17 protein-coding genes are annotated in these 16511 nt (G+C 59.1%); 5 read left to right on the forward strand and 12 right to left on the reverse strand.

Going from position 1 to position 16511, the window contains the following annotated elements; genetic code table 11:
* On the reverse strand, positions 1 to 173 hold a 173-nt coding region (locus tag GHO32_RS20580; RefSeq protein ID WP_178113917.1), incomplete at its 3' end, for a transposase domain-containing protein.
* 267 nt (positions 174 to 440) lie between these two features.
* On the opposite strand from GHO32_RS20580, the gene GHO32_RS20585 reads away from it, so the two are divergent.
* Positions 441 to 1217: a response regulator transcription factor gene (locus GHO32_RS20585; RefSeq protein ID WP_278939276.1), complete on the forward strand. Its 777-nt coding sequence runs from the start codon at positions 441 to 443 to the stop codon at positions 1215 to 1217.
* Positions 1218 to 1353: 136 nt separating this feature from the next.
* On the opposite strand, the gene GHO32_RS20590 is transcribed toward GHO32_RS20585, so the two are convergent.
* From GHO32_RS20590 to cpaB, 8 genes are read right to left on the reverse strand one after another with little or no spacing between them, the layout of a single operon-like run.
* Entirely contained in the window at positions 1354 to 1620 is a 267-nt protein-coding gene (locus tag GHO32_RS20590) for a DUF3613 domain-containing protein (protein ID WP_123751240.1), read from the reverse strand.
* A gap of 17 nt (positions 1621 to 1637) precedes the next feature.
* Positions 1638 to 2333, reverse strand: a complete 696-nt coding sequence (locus tag GHO32_RS20595) for a tetratricopeptide repeat protein (protein WP_153336413.1) — start codon at positions 2331 to 2333, stop codon at positions 1638 to 1640.
* Between the two features lie 14 nt (positions 2334 to 2347).
* Entirely contained in the window at positions 2348 to 3232 is an 885-nt protein-coding gene (locus GHO32_RS20600) for a type II secretion system F family protein (protein WP_048366485.1), read from the reverse strand.
* A 1-nt stretch (position 3233) separates the two neighbouring features.
* Positions 3234 to 4118, reverse strand: coding sequence for a type II secretion system F family protein (locus GHO32_RS20605; RefSeq protein WP_153336414.1), 885 nt, complete (start codon positions 4116 to 4118; stop codon positions 3234 to 3236).
* Between the two features lie 10 nt (positions 4119 to 4128).
* Complete coding sequence (locus GHO32_RS20610; RefSeq protein ID WP_048366486.1) at positions 4129 to 5403, reverse strand: CpaF family protein; 1275 nt, start codon at positions 5401 to 5403, stop codon at positions 4129 to 4131.
* Positions 5400 to 6599, reverse strand: coding sequence for a pilus assembly protein (locus GHO32_RS20615; RefSeq protein WP_048366487.1), 1200 nt, complete (start codon positions 6597 to 6599; stop codon positions 5400 to 5402). Before GHO32_RS20615 ends, GHO32_RS20610 begins: the two co-directional genes overlap by 4 nt.
* Positions 6596 to 7822 carry a type II and III secretion system protein family protein gene (locus tag GHO32_RS20620; RefSeq protein ID WP_048390302.1) on the reverse strand — a complete coding sequence of 409 codons (1227 nt, stop codon included), beginning with the start codon at positions 7820 to 7822 and terminating at the stop codon, positions 6596 to 6598. Before GHO32_RS20620 ends, GHO32_RS20615 begins: the two co-directional genes overlap by 4 nt.
* A 28-nt stretch (positions 7823 to 7850) precedes the next feature.
* Positions 7851 to 8795 (reverse strand): Flp pilus assembly protein CpaB, encoded by a 945-nt coding sequence (gene cpaB / locus GHO32_RS20625; RefSeq protein ID WP_153336415.1) that lies wholly within the window; start codon positions 8793 to 8795, stop codon positions 7851 to 7853.
* 333 nt (positions 8796 to 9128) lie between these two features.
* Between cpaB and GHO32_RS20630 the strand changes: the two genes are divergently transcribed.
* The 3 genes from GHO32_RS20630 to GHO32_RS20640 all read left to right on the forward strand — a co-directional run bounded on the left by GHO32_RS20630 (position 9129) and on the right by GHO32_RS20640 (position 10053).
* Positions 9129 to 9353 (forward strand): Flp family type IVb pilin, encoded by a 225-nt coding sequence (locus tag GHO32_RS20630; RefSeq protein WP_153336416.1) that lies wholly within the window; start codon positions 9129 to 9131, stop codon positions 9351 to 9353.
* 63 nt (positions 9354 to 9416) lie between these two features.
* Positions 9417 to 9638 carry a Flp family type IVb pilin gene (locus tag GHO32_RS20635; protein WP_153336417.1) on the forward strand — a complete coding sequence of 74 codons (222 nt, stop codon included), beginning with the start codon at positions 9417 to 9419 and terminating at the stop codon, positions 9636 to 9638.
* A gap of 4 nt (positions 9639 to 9642) precedes the next feature.
* On the forward strand, positions 9643 to 10053 hold the full coding sequence (locus GHO32_RS20640) for a response regulator (protein ID WP_048366492.1): 411 nt from the start codon (positions 9643 to 9645) through the stop codon (positions 10051 to 10053).
* 76 nt (positions 10054 to 10129) lie between these two features.
* Here the strand turns inward: GHO32_RS20640 and GHO32_RS20645 are convergent, their stop codons facing one another.
* The 3 genes from GHO32_RS20645 to pbpC all read right to left on the reverse strand — a co-directional run bounded on the left by GHO32_RS20645 (position 10130) and on the right by pbpC (position 16078).
* Positions 10130 to 11812, reverse strand: a complete 1683-nt coding sequence (locus GHO32_RS20645) for a ShlB/FhaC/HecB family hemolysin secretion/activation protein (protein WP_153442982.1) — start codon at positions 11810 to 11812, stop codon at positions 10130 to 10132.
* Positions 11813 to 11997: 185 nt separating this feature from the next.
* Complete coding sequence (locus GHO32_RS20650; protein WP_153336419.1) at positions 11998 to 13461, reverse strand: collagen-like triple helix repeat-containing protein; 1464 nt, start codon at positions 13459 to 13461, stop codon at positions 11998 to 12000.
* A 289-nt stretch (positions 13462 to 13750) separates the two neighbouring features.
* Complete coding sequence (pbpC, locus tag GHO32_RS20655; protein ID WP_153338192.1) at positions 13751 to 16078, reverse strand: peptidoglycan glycosyltransferase PbpC; 2328 nt, start codon at positions 16076 to 16078, stop codon at positions 13751 to 13753.
* A gap of 85 nt (positions 16079 to 16163) precedes the next feature.
* Here pbpC and GHO32_RS20660 point away from each other — a divergent pair, with 85 nt between their 5' ends.
* Positions 16164 to 16457 (forward strand): hypothetical protein, encoded by a 294-nt coding sequence (locus GHO32_RS20660; RefSeq protein ID WP_048366495.1) that lies wholly within the window; start codon positions 16164 to 16166, stop codon positions 16455 to 16457.
* The last annotated feature ends 54 nt before the right edge of the window (positions 16458 to 16511 follow it).

Genomic DNA, 16511 nt, shown 5'->3' on the forward strand with positions numbered 1-16511 from the left:
ATGCACCACACTAGGCTTTCAAGTGGAAGACGGCGCTTGCGAATGGTCGAGACACCCGCGCTTTCGAAGGCTTGCTTAACGATGTCTGGATCAAGCAAGGCTCCTAGCCCCTCAAGGGCATGTGGCCGCGATGCCATTTCATGGGTAAGGGACAGTGCTTTTGACAGGCGCATAAAAAATCCGATGCTCGTTTCCAAGCATCGGATTTTGCGGCCTGTGGGCTAAAGGTCAATGCGTCAGTCTTAACTGACTGGCATTAGCCCTTCGCCCCGTTTCTTTTATGCGGCTTCAGCCTGTCCGTTTTGTGTCTAACCTAATCAAAACGAAGGATTTATTACATGTACAGCGTAGGAAACTACGTCTATGTTTCCTGAACCCCTCGCCATTCACGCGAGTGGTACAGGACGTCTTAAATTGGCTTGCCAGGCATGGAGTAGCGCGTGAACAAGCTCACCTCAAAAATAAAAGTGTTAGTGGTCGACGATCAGCCACTGATTGTCGAAGAACTCAGTGAGTTCCTGGAAAGCAGCGGTTACCGTTGCGTGCCTTGCGAATCAAGCCGTGAGGCCGTGGAGGCGTTTGTCGCGGATCCCGAGATAAGTCTGGTGCTGTGTGACCTGCACATGCCCGACATGAACGGCATCGAATTAACCCAGCATCTGCAGAAAATTGCCGGTAAACACCGCCTGTTTGAAAGCATCCTGTTGACCGGCCACTCCGATAAACAGGACGTGATCAAGGCCTTGCGTATCGGCATTGCCGATTACTACCCCAAGCCGGTTGACCTTGCGGAATTGCTTGAGGGCATTCAGCGTCAGGAAGCCGTCTTGCGCGAACGGCAAAAGAACGAGCATCTGGGGCATTTGAACCAGAAGCTGCAGTATTTGGCTGAGTCTATCGACGACCTTTATCACGACATGGAAACGGTCCGCCATCCACCGCCGTTCAAGAGCACTGTGGCTGCGGACGACGAAGCCTTGAGTGACCTGCCACCGATTTTCAAGCAGTTGTCACCGCGCCAGCTGGACGTGGCCAAACTGGTGGGCAAGGGGCAGACCAACTACCAGATTGCCTGCGATTTGGGCATCACCGAAAACACGGTCAAGCTCTACGTGTCCCAGGTGCTGCGACTGACCCACATGAACAACCGCACCCAGTTGGCGCTCGCCCTCTCCCCCAGTGCATCCGCCCAACAGCATCGGCAAACGGCGCACTGACCACAACCTGTAGTCGCTGACGAGGATCGAGGCCGCGATGGGTTGCGCAGCGACCCCAGACGACAGTCCTGAGGCCCGCATCGCAGCCTTCGTTCCTCGTCAGCGACTACAAGCATGAGGCCGCGGCGACAGTGCCTTATTGCTGCTTGGCCTTACCGCCTTCGTCTTGTTTGTAGTACTCAGGGATGGGGTGGGTGTAGCTGTCCAGCCAGCGTTGCAGGCTGCGTTCGCGCTCGGCCGGGGTTGCCACCTGGCGTTCCTTGGACTGGGCCTGACCGCTGACTTGCAGCTGCAACCAGCGCTCGGTTTCCTGCTGGTACTGGGACGCCGGCCCCGGCTCAATCGCCAGCACACTCAGCGGCATCATGCCCAACAACACGGCCAAACGAACCGAACATTTCATGGCAAACCTCCAACGCTTTATTTGATTGCAGCCACCTGATGACTCGCCGGTTTGGCAGCCTGGGTTTTCAAGGCCTGGGCCCTGGCTTGTGCGTCACTCACTTGTTCGGGGGTCAATTCAGCGCGGCTGGCCAGCTCCGCCGCCTGGCTCCATTGGTCCTGATAGATGAGCAAGGTCACCAGGTTCAACGCCGCCAATTGATCCGATTGTTTAAGCTCCAGCGCCGTCAAAAACTCAAAACGCGCTTCGTCGGTGCGCAGTTGGTTGAGGTACACCACGCCCAGGTCATTGCGGATTTTTTCGTCCGTGGGCGCCGCTTGCGCTGCGCGCTCAAGGTAGGACGCCGCCAGCGTGTTATCGCCTCGCGCTGCCGCCAACTGGCCCAGGCCATGATCACCTTCGGCGCTCAAGCAGGTGCCGAGCAGCCCGCGGTACAACGGCCCGGCTTCAGGGCGGCCCAACTGGCGATAGATCCGCGCCTTGCGCAATTGCACCTGGGCGTAGCCTTGCGGCAGGTTTTGCAGGTTGGCCAGGCTGGCGTGCAGCTTGCCCTCCTTGGCCATGTCATCGGCCAGGTTCATCGACAGTTCCTGATCGTCGCTCAACTTGCCGCAACTGCCACCGCTAAAGGCGGCCCACGGCGGGTTGCTTTGCCCTCCGGTGGCGCATCCTCCCAGCATCAACAATGCACACACGGCCATGACTACTTTCATGCTCATACTCCTGTTCAAGAGCCAAAGGCCCGTGCGATAGCAATAAAACTCGGCCCGCCCAACACAATCAGCAACGCCGGAAACAGAAACATCATCATCACTACCGACATCTTGGCGGACATTTTTGAGATGTATTCCTCCATGCGGGTGAGACGTCGGTCATCCAGCAGGCTTTTCAGTGACTGCAACGATTTCATCGCGCCACCGCCCTGCTGCAGCAATTGCTTGAGAATCACGCAGGTGTCGTCAAACTCATCCACCGCCAACAAACTGGCCGCCTTGTCCAATTCCTGGCTCAACTCCAGACCCGAGTCCACGCGAGCCAGCACCAGCCGCAACTCGCCTGTGAGCACCGGCAACAGTTGCCGCGCCTCGATGCTCAACACGCGCAGCGCTTGCTCAACGGCCATGCCCGACTCGAACAAAATGCGCAGCAGCGGGATAAACGTCGACACCTCAACTGCCGCCGCTTCCTGACGCTTTTTAGCGACATGGGCAAGCATGCGCTTGGGGATCAGGTACCCCAGCGCCAGGGCAAACAGCAGCACGATCATCAAATAGCCGGAACCCGGGTAAAACAGTTCATGCCCCAGAAACGCCAGCCCGGCCACGGCCACCGGCGTACCGACCTGGAACGCCGCAAACAGCGAACGCTGGCTTGCCGTGCGCCAGCCCACGCGGTTCAGCAACACTTGGGTTTCGTTGTCCATGGACACCGAACGCTGGCCAAACTTGCTGCTGCCCAGTGCACGCATCCACACACTGATCTTCCCCGGCCCGGTCTTTTCGCCTTCCAGGCGTTGCACCACCCGTTGTTGACGCAAGCGCTGTTGAACCGCGCTATGGATCAAGACCCCGAGGCCTGCCAACAGCAACACTGCGCAAATCAGCAAGGCCATGTCATACGCTCCGTACCATGCGCCACAGGGCAAAACAGCCAATGGCTTGCAAGCCAAACGCGGCAATCAGCAAATGTTGACCACTCGCGTCGTGCCACATGTTCACAAGGAAGGTCGGGTTGGTGACCATGAAATAGCCGCCCACCAACAGCGGCAACAGCGCCAGCACCAACGCCGTGACGCGGGTTTCGCCGGTCATGGCCTTGAGCTTGCGCGCCCCTGATTCACGCTCACGGATCAACACGATGAGGTTTTCCAGCAGCTCGCTGGCGTTGCCGCCGTAGCGGTGGTTGACCTTCAAGCCCAGGGCAAACATGCGAAATTCATCGCGCTCATACAGCTCGGCAAAATCCTGCACCGCCTCGGGCAAACTCACGCCTAACTGCACGTTGCGCGCCACCCGGCTGATGCTGCTTTTGAGCGGATCATGGGACGCTTCGATGGCATTGAGCACCGCATCGGCCAAGGTGCGCCCAGCCTTCAGGCTGCGCACGCAGTGATCAAGCAATTGCGGCAATTGCTCGACCATGCGCTTGACTCGACGCTGGTAACGCCAGCTGACAAAAAGCTTTACGCAGACCGGCGGCGCGACCAGGAACACCAGAAAAAAAAACCAGCCGCCCAGCAAAGCTGCCAACGCCACGGCCCCGGCCCAGATCAGCAGCCACAGCCCCAAGCGCTCCGAAGGGCGCCCCAACCCCGCCTGCAAAAACGCCCGGTCCAGCCACTCGACACCCAGCGCCTTGTCCGCCATTTGCGGATGGCCCTCGGTCAAGCGGCCCAGCACCCGGCTGGTGGTGGGATCGCGCAGGGCGCGGTATACCAGATTCATCGACATCATGAACATCATCAGGCTGAAAGCGAACAGTAACAGGGCCGGAATCATGATCTGTGCCTCAGCCGTTGGCATTTAGAATCGGGTCGCGACGCAACTTGTCGCTCGCCGGGTTCAGTGCCTCGCGCACAAAGCCAAAGCCGGTGCGTTTGTCCAGCCGAAACAAGGTGTTGGTGACATACACATCGTCACGCACGCCCACCACTTCCAGCACTTCACTGACACAGCGGCGCCCGTCAGACATACGGGTCAGCTGGATAATCACGTCGAGGGCGGCGCAGATCATCTGGCGCAGGGTTTTTTCCGCCACCGTACGGCCCGTCAAACCCACCAACGTTTCAAGGCGCAACAGGGCGTCTTGCGCGGTGTTGGCGTGCACCGTGCTCATCGAGCCATCGTGGCCGGTGTTCATCGCCGTCAGCACATCGAGCACTTCCACGCCTCGAATCTCACCGAGGATGATGCGGTCCGGACGCATCCGCAGGGCGTTGCGAATCAGGTCGCTGGATTTGACTTCACCGTGCCCTTCGGAATTCGGCGGGCGGGTTTCAAGGCGCACCACGTGGGGGTGGCCCAGCTGTAATTCGGCCACGTCTTCGATGGTGACCAAGCGCTCGTGCGGGTTGATCAATTGGCTGAGGATATTCAGCAACGTGGTTTTGCCGGTGCCGGTACCACCGCTGATCAAAATGTTGCAGCGCTTGCCCACCGACTCCTGAAAAAACTCATAGATCGATTGATCGATGGTTTGCATCGCCACCAGGTCGCTGCTTTTGAGCATGTCCTTGCGAAACTTCCGGATCGACAGGCAGGGACCGTCCAGCGCAATGGGCGGGATGATTGCGTTTACCCGGCTGCCGTCTGGCAGCCGCGCATCGACCATGGGTGACGACTCATCCAGGCGCCGACCGAGCGGCGCCAAAATGCGCTGCATCACACGCTCGACGTGATGATCGTCGATAAAGCGCAAATCGCTGTGGCTCAACAGACCGTCGCGTTCAACAAACACATGATGCGGGCCGTTGACCAGAATCTCGGTGACGGCGCTGTCGCGCAGCAGCACTTCCAGCGGCCCGAACCCTGTCAGCTCGTCAACAATTTCCTCGGCCAGACGTTCCATCTCGTAGCGCGAAATGGCCAGGTGCAAGCGCGATACGTATTCGGCCACGCGGTCGGTGACAAACTGCGACAAGGCATGGCGCGAGTCTTCCAGCAGGTTTTTGCCGCTCTCCTCGATGGCGTCGATGATGTAACGGTGCAGCACCATTTTCAGGCCGTCGTGGTCGGCGCGCCCGTCTTTGTGAAGCCCGGAACCGAACAGCTGCTCTTTGGTCATTTGGACCCCCAAAGACGGTTAAGCCATTTGTCCGCGACGGAGGACGGTTTGCCCGACGCCACAGAGCGCTTGGCCAACTGTTCACCGATCTTTTTCAAGCCTTGGCTCAAGGCCTCGCGCGGCCCCAACTCAAACAACGTGACAGCCTGATTTTTCGCATTGAGGCGTAACTCGGCGCTCAGCGGCAACGACACCAGCACCGGTAAATCAAAACTCTTGGCCAACGCATCGACATCCGGAGCAATCCCCCGCAGGCAGCGATCGACCACCAGCCCCGTGTGTTCGAGCTTCATGCCTTTGTTGCGCCAGAGGTTGAGTACGTCCAGGTTGCGGCGGCAATCGAGCACGTTCTGATCGACGTACCAGAGCAACTTGTCGCAGTGGGTCACGAACGTGCGCAGCGCCTCGCCATCCGGCTGACCGGTGAGGTTCACCACAATGTGCTGAAAGTGCTGACGCAAGGCACTGAGCAACATGTACAACTCGGCGGCGCTGGTGTGCTCCAGAGGCTCGTCGGCGTTGCTGTGGGCCAACACCCGCAAGCCGTCCGGGGTTTTGGTGAACGCACTGTCGATCAAGGTGCTGTCCAGGCGCCGAAGATGGCGCAGCGCGTCGCCAAAAAAGAACGAGCTTTCAAGGCCCAATAGCGCCAGGCCGTCGCCACGGGGAATGCCCAAATCCAGAAACAGGGTTTTCTGCCCGCTCTTTTGCACCACCAGCGCCAGGTGGCTGGCCAGCAGCGCGCCATCGGCGTTGCATTGCGCGCTGAACAACACGCTGAGGCCGCCCAACTCGGTATTCGGCGTCACCGGCGGCAGGCGCTTGCTCAGCCGCCGTACCAGCCCCGCCACTTCACTGGAGCGCGAGCCATAAGCGACAAAATCCCGGGCCCCGGCACGCATGGCATTGAGCACCAACTGGTTGTCCATGCCATCGCCCAAGGCCACGATCGCGAGCATTGGCTTGGCCTCCAGCGCGCCTTCGATCAACGCGCACTGGGCCACTACCTTCTCCCGGTCCAGCCCCACAAACACCAGCCCGGCAAAGGTCACGTCAATCAACGCGAGCAGTTCATCGAGGCTGCTGGTACCGGCCCCCACCACTTGGCCGAGCGGCGCCAACGCGCCCTGCAGCCACTCAAGGTCGGTGTTGTTGCGCGTCAGCGCGAGAAACGTCTGGCTCAGGCTCTGGCTCATTGGGATAACCCGCTACGGCGATTGAAATTGCCGTTTTCAAGGAAATACAAGCGATACCAGTTGGGGTCGTAATTGCGCAGTTTTTCGCCCGGCATGCTCGGCAGGGGCGCATTGGCAGCCAAGGGTTGAACCAGATGCGGGGTCACGATCATCAGCAGTTCTTTTTCTTCGCGGCTGATGTTCGAATCGCGGAAAAACGCCCCCAGAATCGGCACGTCACCCAGCCCCGGAAATTTGTTCACCTGCGAGGTGTTGCGCGTACTGATCAAGCCGCTGATGACAAAGCTTTCGCCATCGGCCAGCGAAATGCTGGTGTCGGTACGACGCACGTTAAGCCCCGGCACCAAGGTCCCGGCGATGTTCACCGCGTTGGTGTAATCCAGCTCGCTGACTTCCGGTGCGACCTTGAGCAGGATGCGGTTGTTGCCGACCACGGTCGGGGTCAGCGTGAGGCGAATACCAAACTCCTTGTACTCGATCGACACGTTATCGCTGCCGCTGCTCGGCACCGGGATCGGTACTTCGCCGCCCGCCAGAAAGGTCGCACTTTGCCCGCTCAATGACACCAGACTCGGCCGCGCCAGGGTGTAGGCAAAACCGCTGCCCTCCAGCGCATTGATCAAGGCGCGAACCCGACCACCGCCAAAGCCGATGTTGAAGTTTTTGCTGTTGGCGACCGGGCCGCCGGTGATGATGTTTTCAGCGTTGGTGATGAATGAGTTCGGAGAACCAAACAGAAAGTTGCTGCCCTGACCAAAGATCGACGTGCTGGCTTCCTGCAGCTTGGTCCGGCTGACCTCGACAAAGCGAATGTCGGTTTGCACCTGGCTGAGCAACGCCGGGTCTTCTGAGGGCGACACGGAGGCGCTGGTAAAGCTCTGGGTGGCCTTGCCCTTGACGAACACCATGCTCTGGCGCGGGGTTTTCGAACAGGCGGTCCAGACCATCAAGCTGGTGGTGCCCGGCGCGACACCGGTGAGCAAAAAGGCGTTGCTGCCGTTGGCATGCACATCGGCAATGCCCGGATCACCGACGGCAATGCGCGTAATGGCAACCGGCGAATCCAGTGCTTGCTGGATGCCCTGCCCCACTTCCAGCACCGCTGGCAATTGCCCAAGTGCTGAGCAATTGGAAGGCGCGGCCAGGGCCATTTCAAAAGGCAAGCTGCTTAGAACCAGAGTCCAGACAGCTCGTTTGTACAGCGCTACGCAACGATGGCTCATAGGGTCTTCCTTGCAGATCAGGCTTTTTTTATTGAGCAGGCTGTTGGGCCGTTTGGTTGCCGCGAATAATTTCGATGCCCCGCGCACGCGGAACGACGCCGCCGCCAGGGTTCGCCACCGGGGCGACTTTTGCCGGGCCGGTAAAGGCCAATTGATTGAACTGATAAAGGTCGCGTCGGGCGTTCTCCAGCTTGCTTGGGGCGTCTTGCTCACCCGCCCAGTACTTGCTCAAGCGATCTTCCTTGGCGCTACGCACGGCCAGACGCAAGGTGCCCGCCTGGGCGGCGAGCATCAGCTGGCTGAGCAGCGGCGCGGGAACGGCCAGCACGGCCGAGCGTGCCGTAGCCCGACGCTGTACTTGTTTGAGGGCCTCGTCGGCACTCAGCGCCGCCTTGGTTGACTGACCGTCGCTGCTCTGACCCACCTCATCCCCCACGCTCAACACCCGCACGGCCGGCACCACCACTTGCGCCGACTGCTGCGGGTTGGACTGGTCCTCGCGCAGGGACAACAACACGTCTACATAATCGTCGGGGGACAACTGACCGCTGGCGCCGATCACTTCATCAATGGCCACCGCCAATGCGCGCTCATCCGGGCGAATCATCCGCGCCAGCGGCCCGCCGACTTCAAAGCTTTGTTCATTCAGCCAGGTACCCGCGCTCAAGCTGCGCCACGGGGCACGCCCTACCACCTGATCAACCGAGGCAAAACTGCCTGGGGGCGCCGTGTGCAATTTTTCTAGGGTCACATCGTCGGCCGTCAAGGCCACATGCGGGGCGACATCGCGTACCAGCACCACCACAGGTTTGCGCGTCTGGTCTTCAACCGTGGCGACACTCTGCTCAACGACCTGAGTTACCGGTACCTGCGCAACCGGCTGCTGGCGGGTGATCACCAAACCCCAAAAACCCGCGGCAATGGCACCGATAAACAAGAGCGCGGCCAGGATCAAACTGCGTCGGTTATTCATTAACACACTCCCTTTGCCACTCTGTACTGCACATCAGGAAATCCATTCGCTTATCGGTCGCTATGACAGGCATTATTATTGCGACCATTTCGCTATTTGAAAGTAGCGCACACAAAGCAAAATGCCATTAGGCAACTCAAAAAAAATAGAGTGCCGCCGAAGACCTTGATTTACCGTAACTTTCATCTGGACACTTTTGGATTAATACTTTTGCATTAGCGCTTTTTAACAGTTGATGGATTCCCTTTTCTTGCCAATGCTGTGATGGCAAATAGTAATTACGTCGCCCCCTTGCTGCGAAGTGCCCTCTTTGGTGCACCCAGGAGAAATCAGATGTTTACCAATACTGTCCTGAAAGTCTATGTTCCGACCCAACTCTTCGTGGCGCACCATGTCAAGCAATTTACAAAGCGCACTGAAGGGGCGTCGGGTATTGAATACGCCATTATTGCCGCCATGGTTGCGATTGCTCTTGCTGCCTTTGTGACGCCTATTTCTACTCAAATCAAGGCCATGTTTACCACTATTCAAACGGCGGTGACTAAACCAGCCGGTTAATTCAAAGGCTGTTTCAAGGTATGGACAAACTGCTGTCATTGCGGCGCTCTCAGGAGAGATCAGATGTTTTCAACAACTGTTCTGAAACTCTATGTTCCGGCCACTGTGTTTCTGACACGACAAGCCAAGTTTTTTTCCCAACGTACAGAGGGTGCTTCGGGTATTGAGTACGCCATTATTGCGGCGATGGTCGCTATCGTTTTAGCGGCCTTCGTCACGCCAATATCAGGCGCAATCAGTGCCATGTTTACGACGATTAAAGACGCTGTTACCAAACCTGCTTAATCCCATGAACAGCCGATCTAAACGCCAACAGCTTCTCTTGGTAGACGACGAAGAGGACGCTCTGCTGGAGCTGGCCGAACTGCTGGAGGGCGAGGGATTTTGTTGCTTTACGGCAACCTCAGTCTCACTCGCCCTTCGGCAGTTGACCGTTCACCCGGACATTGCCCTGGTCATCACCGACCTGCGCATGCCCGAAGAAAGTGGCATTGCATTAATCCAGCGCCTGCGAAATCACACCGCTCGACAACACTTGCCCGTGATTGTTATTTCCGGCCACGCCGACATGGACAATGTCAGCGACTTATTGCGTTTGCAAGTCCTGGACTTGTTCCGTAAACCGATCTATCACGACCGTTTGATCCACACCCTCAATTACTTATTCCCTGTCTCCAAACTCTACTCCGTCCGCCCATAACCCCACCTACTACTGTAGGAGCGAGCTTGCCTCGCGATCTTTTGATTGTTCAAAATATCGCGAGACAAGCACGACCTTACAACTGATAACTAAAGCTCAAGGTATAACGCGGCCGGCGGTTAAAACTGTCCAACGCCATATCCGACATGGGCTTGGCCACTTCCAGCGATATATTGTAATAACGCTTATCGCCAAAACGCAGCCCGACAGCAGCAGATGACATATCAGAGCTTTTAAGCGGAAGTTCGTTAAACCAGGTTTTCGCCTTATCCAATACAGCATAAGGCTGTAACAGTTTCACCCACTCACCGTCGCGATTGAAACTGTAGTTGAGTTCATACGCCACACCCCACCCCTTATCACCCGACGCTTGATCATCGGGATAACCACGGCCAAAATTTTGACCGCCGAATACAGCACGCTCACTGTCCGCCAATGTATCGTCACTCCAATACAGTGCACCCGATACTACGCCCTGCCAATTATCGAAAAACGTATCACTTTGAACACCTGACACACGCAAGCGAAAGAAATCCAGATCATAGTGATTGCCGGTCAAGTTACTTTCCGTCTTGGCCCCCAGCCCATTAATCCCTTGATATAACCCTGCGCTGAGAATACGCAATTGTTGGCCCGTGGACTTGCGCCAATCCCCTTCAAGCGCCAAAGCCCGTACATTGGTTTTTTCGCTGATGGTTTGCGAATAACCGACAATGTCGTAATCGGTTTTATCGTTCACCCCGTATAAACGGCCCGCAACGCTTAACCATTGGTCAGGCGCAACGATCAGCGGGTGGCTGACGCCGATCGAAAAGCGGTCATTTTCGCGGTGGGGCTTGAGCTCAAAACCGTCACTGGTCGCAATGCTGGTGGCCGGGTCACTGCGATATCGCGTGCCATACAGGCTCAACTGAGTGCCTTCAGCGTTCAGGTACTGGCTGTAATCAATGCGGTAATAGTGTTCTTTGTCGTGCCCCGGCGGGAACAGCCCGCTCACGGTCAACTGCTCGGCCATGGCGGTTTGCGAGTTGCTGTTGACGCTGAACAGGGCCTGGGTACTGTCGCGGCTGCCTTCGACGAGGTTCATGCCGGTGGTGAAGGGTTTGCGGCTGGCCGTAACGTGCAGCGTCGCCGCCCCATCGGTGGTGCCCGGCGGCGGCACTTGCGCCTGCAATGTCACCCCCGGAATACGGCTCATCAGCGTGGCATAGCGGTCAAAGGTTTTACGGGTCAGCGGGCGCTCACCCTTGAGTTTGTCGACCAGCTCATCAATAAAGCCTTTGACCCGCCCGACATCTCCCTCCACCTGATAATCGCGGATATACCCTTCGACCAGCACCACCCGCACCAGGCCCTGATCAAAGTTCTGCTGCGGCAAAAACGCGTACGACAACAAGTACCCATCGGTTTGGTAGCGCTGGGTGATGGTGCGCGTCGCTTCAATCAGCTCACTGAGGGTAATTTCATGCCCCAGCAGCGATTTATAGGCGGCGCCCAGCTCTTGCAGCGGGTACACCGTGCCGCCCTCGATCTGCAATTTGCGGATGGTCAGGCGGGTGCTCATCATCAAGGGCTGGGCGTCGGTCGCGGCCGGTTTGGGCAGCTTCAACGCGGGTGTTTGCGGGCGATAGGCATCCACCGGCAAGTTGGGCGCGGGCAGCGACTGCAGGGTTTCGTTGCTGTTTAGGTAGCGTGGAAGAGGTTCGGCACCCACGCACGGGGCCAAGGCCAATAACAAGAACGGGACATAAGTTCGCATATGACACTCCATGGTCAACAACAGCGGCTTAATGGCCTGGACGCGCCATTACGCAATGACGCTGTCCAAACAGCAGTCCTACAACCTGGATACAAAAAAAAGACGAGGGATTCATGACAATCCCTCGTCTCAACCAAGCGTAGGCGTTGTAGGTATGGCCGTCGAACCGGCCAGGTGCAATTTCGTCAGTTTTTCTTGCCCAAATTACCCAGCCCGCCCACCACGCCTCCAACCAAACCTGTGACCAGGCCAGTTCCCGAACTTGCACCCGCTCCCGCCCCAGCACCTGCAGCGGCACCCGCTCCGGCACCGACACCCGCCCCTGAGGAAGAAGTCCCTGCTCCCACCCCGACACCGGCGCCTACGCCCACCACCGCACCCACTCCACCGCCCAGCAAGCCGCCTACACCGCCTGTACCAGTGCCCGCTCCAGTGACGGTATTGACCACCCCGCCGACCGTGCCGGCAACACCGCCCACCAAGCCGCCCACCGCACCGCCTGCGCCCGTACCGGTGCCTGAACCTGCACCGCCAACGGCACCTGTCACGCCACCCAGCAATCCACCAATGCCTGTGCTGGTGCCTGTACCGGTCCCGGTGCCTGTTCCAGCCGCAGGGTTCACATAACCGCCCGCCTTGTCAGCCACACCGCCGACACCGACCAACGCGCCACCGACCAGATTGGTGACCGGGTTTTGATCGCCCACGCCGGTCACTTTGTTGCCGACGCCGGCCGCCACTCCACCGACTTTGTTCAGCAGGCCGTCAACCGGTGCGCCCAACCCTGTGGTTGTGCCGATTTGCCCGGTGGTTTTTTCTACCAGCGAAATCACCGGCACCAGCACCTTGTCATTGACTCCGCCCGTCACTTGGCCCAATTGCCCGCTGGTGACATTGGTGGTCAACGTATTGCCGAGCATGGTGACCGTGGTCCCGACTTTATTCACCAGGCCGCCGGTAACATCTGTGACGTTACCCGCAACGCCGCCCACGATCGGGATCTGGCTGATCGGTGTGTTATTGATCACCCCGCTCACGCCCTGGCCCAGTGAGGACACCCCTTTGCCGATATCAGACACAGCATTGGTTGCGCCAGCGACAGTGATGCCCAGTGAGTTTTTATCCGTACCAATCGTGCCCAGGCCTTTGTCCAGGCCGTCGGTGATGGACGTCACCGCATTACCGGTGTTGGTCACCAACCCACCTGCCGCGCCCACCACAGGCACCGTTGTCAGGGTGGTGCCCAAGTCGCTGACAGTCGAACCGACACCGCCGACAGCGCCGCTCACCTGGCTGATAACTTGCCCGGTGACCAGGGGCGTGTTGCCGGCGCCGTTATTGCCACCGCCGTTATTGCCGCCTCCATTGTTGCCACCGCCATTGTTGCCACCGCCATTGTTGCCGCCGCCGTTGTTGCCGCCACCGTTATTACCACCACCATTGTTGCCGCCACCGTTATTGCCGCTGCCGTCACCACCGCCGTTATTGCCGCCACCGCTACCATCACCACCGCCGCCCGTACCGGCATCGGGCGTACTGGCTTCAACATGACTTTTAGAACCGCCACCGCCGCTATGGCAACCAGCCAGGCTGACGGTCATCACTAACAAAAGGGCTGTACTTGTTTTTAACCACAGTTGAGTGTTCATGATTATTCCCTTGCACCTGCTTAGCCAGAGTTCGAAGGCTCCCTGCTCTAACGTCAGAGATACGTTCATCCGTGGCTTCCATCACAACGCCGGAGCGGGTATTGAACAACTCACTACTTGGTATTAAGCCCTTATATAACCAGCGCCCTCGCGCAGACTAAAAATCATAAAAATCAACACGTTCACCAAAACAAATCACCCCACTCACTAAAGTGATAACCCCAATTCACTGTAGGAGCGAGCTTGCCTCGCGATCTTTTGATCTTTCAGAAAATCGCAAGCCGGAGGTCTACTCCACGACGCTGAATTCAACCCGCGCGGTTTGCCCGCTTTCGTCGAGAACACTCAGCTCATAGCGCCCTGGCTGTTCAAGGGTGGTGTTGAGGGCTTCTTGATGCACGCTGTCGCCCAGCGGGGTGCCATTGAGGAACCACCAACGGCGACCGTCACCGCCCAGCGCAGTCAGCGTGAGGCGCAATGACGCCTGGCTCGCCGCCGGGCGCCGCAACCGGTCCCCCTCACGCACACCGACAATCGACAACGCTGTCACCGAGTTCAATGCCGGTGGCGGGCATTGCGTCGAGGCGTGCGGCAAGCGCGCTTCACGCCGTTCCACCCGGGGCAGCCACGGCTCCAGCGGCGCAGGCCACAACGCCACGTCACGTTGCTGCGCACCAGGGCACTGCGGGCTAACGCGTTGCCCTTGCCCATCGACCCACAGGGTTTCGCGCAAGCCCACGCCCAACGGCTGATCCGCCGCCAGCAAGGTCGGCGGCGTGGTGTTGTCCAACGTCCAGGCAAAGCGCTGGCGGCGGCAATTGGGGTCGTTCTTGCTCAACGGCTGGCCCAGCGGCCAGCAAATCGCTGCCACGCCCACGCTGCCCGGCACGGGCTGCACCGGCGCGACAATGCCGCGCTGGCTGTCGCGGTTGCTCAGCACATCGTGCACTTGCAGCATCAGCGGCGCCGCCGAGGCCAGACCAAACTGCCCCGGCACCGGCGTACCGTCCGGGCGACCGATCCACACTCCAATCAAATAGCGCGGCCCCACACCAATGGCCAGCGCATCGCGAAAGCCATAACTGGTGCCGGTCTTCCACGCCAGGCTGGGGCGTTGCACCAACTCGGCGGTCGGGTCGCGGTCGGGCCGTGCCTGGCCGCTCAAGATGCGTCGGATAATCCATGCCGAACCCGGCGACAGCATGCGCCGCTCGACCAGTTCATCCTGCGGTTGCAGGCGCAGGTTGGCGCTTTTGCCACCCCGCGCCAGCGCGCTGTAACCGCTGACCAAATCTTCCAGACGACTGCCGGCGCCGCCCAGAATCAACGCCAGATTAGGCTCTGCCAGCGCGGGCAAACTCAACGGCACGCCGCCATTGCGCAGGTCGGCCGCAAAACGTTTTGGCCCGTAGGCTTCAAGCAGTTGCACCGCTGGCAAATTAAGCGACAACGCCAACGCCGAACTGGCCGACACCGGCCCGCTAAAGCCCATCGAGAAATTGCCCGGACGGTAATCGCCGTAACGCCGCGGCACGTCTTGCAGCAGCGACTCGGAATGAATCAGCCCGGCATCCATCGCCATGCCGTACAAAAAAGGCTTGAGGGTCGAACCCGGCGAACGCAAGGCGCTGATCATGTCGACATGGCCAAAGCGCCGCGCATCGTTAATGTCCACCGAGCCGAGGTAGGCACGCACGGCCATGGTGTCGGTTTCAACCACCAGAATCGCCGCCGAGGTGTGCTCGGGCAGTCGTGCCCGCCAGCCCAGCAGCAAGTCTTCGAGGCGGCGTTGCAGGTTGGCGTCCAGAGTGGTGCGGATCAGCGGCGGGCTGTGCGGGCGATTCAAGCGCCGCGCCAGCAACGGCGCCAGGCTCGGTTCCAGTCGCGGGGCGAGCAACAGCGGCTCCTCCAGCGCTTCATCCACAGCCCCTTGCGGCCAAACTTGATACTCGGCCAGACGCCGCAACACCTTGTCCCGCGCCACTTGCGCCCGCTCGGGATGACGGTCAGGCCGCAGGCGGCTCGGCGCTTGCGGCAACACGGCCAGTAGCGCAGCTTCGGAGCGCGTGAGTTGCTGCGGCGACTTGCCCAAATACGCCCAACTGGCCGCCGCCACCCCCTGTAACGTCCCGCCAAAGGGTGCGCGATTGAGGTACAGGTTCAAGATCTCGGCCTTGGACAGATGCCACTCCAGCTGCGCCGTACGCCACAACTGGCGCAACTTGCCGGGCAACGTGCGTTCATGAGGATCGAGCAAACGGGCGACTTGCATCGACAAGGTACTGCCCCCCGACAGCACTCGCCCGCCACTAAGGTTCTGCCAGGCCGCACGGCCCAAAGCCAGCGGGTTAACCCCCGGATGCTGATAAAACCAGCGGTCTTCGTAGGTCAGCAACGCCTCAAGGTAATACGGCGACACCTCGTCCGTTTGCACGGGGTAACGCCATACGCCATTGGCATCGGCAAAGCGCCACAGCGGCGTGCCGTCTTCGGCCAAGACCACGCGGGCCAAGTCATCCTTAGGCAACGGCAAGGGCCACAGCCGGTCGGCCAGCCACAGCACTGCAACCGCCAGCAACAGCCCGCAGGTGCTCCACAGCACGATCTTTTTAAGCATTACTCATTACGCAACTTTGCACCTGGTCTGGTTGCCTAAGGGGTATCTCTGGCACAGTGGCCATCTTATTGATCGGGACATCCCCATGCACGTCGAAAGCTTTATTGGAAATCTGGGCCTGTGGTTGGGCACTGTCGTTCGCTGGATCGTCGAAAGCTTGAGCGGCCTGTTCACCATGATCACTCAAGCGGGCAGCAACTTTATCGACGGCATGGCCCGCGCCTTGGGCATGGACACCTCCATCGTCAGCATCGCCGTGCTGGTGCTCGGGCTGCTGTTTTTGTACAACGCCGTGCGCGCCTTTATGCGCGCCTCAATTATCGGCGGCGTAATCTGGCTGCTGCTGGGGCTGTGGGTGTTGAGCTGGATTATTAACTGACGCCGTGGCCTCGCGATCTTTTAAACATCAAAAGATCGCGAGGCAAGCTCGCTC

This window comes from Pseudomonas sp. FSL R10-2189, assembly GCF_009600325.1.
GTDB lineage: Bacteria > Pseudomonadota > Gammaproteobacteria > Pseudomonadales > Pseudomonadaceae > Aquipseudomonas > Aquipseudomonas helleri.